Annotated in this window: 2 rRNA genes; both read left to right on the top strand. The window is 51.8% G+C overall.

Going from position 1 to position 278, the window contains the following annotated elements:
• A 23S ribosomal RNA gene (locus tag K5L82_RS00095) occupies positions 1-95 on the top strand; the annotation flags it as partial.
• Positions 96-178: 83 nt separating this feature from the next.
• A 5S ribosomal RNA gene (gene rrf, locus K5L82_RS00090) occupies positions 179-278 on the top strand; the annotation flags it as partial.

The raw sequence follows: 278 nt of genomic DNA, 5'->3' as shown, positions 1-278 counted from the left end.
AGAGCCGTTCAAGACCAGGACGTTGATAGGCTGGGTGTGTAAGCGCTGCGAGGCGTTGAGCTAACCAGTACTAATTGCTCGTGCGGCTTGACTATATAACACCCAAGACAATTGCGGATAACGCACTAAAGAAATCGTATCACGTTCCATCTCGTCCCCCAGTGATCAAACCGTTTTGTCTGACGACCATAGCGGCTTGGAACCACCTGATCCCATCCCGAACTCAGAAGTGAAACAAGCCTGCGCCGATGGTAGTGTGGCACTTGCCCATGTGAGAG

This window comes from Marinobacter sp. AL4B, from assembly GCF_019916045.1.
Classification (GTDB): Bacteria; Pseudomonadota; Gammaproteobacteria; order Pseudomonadales; family Oleiphilaceae; genus Marinobacter.
Note: the sequence above shows the minus strand (reverse complement) of the source record. Positions and strands in the feature narration are given on the sequence as shown.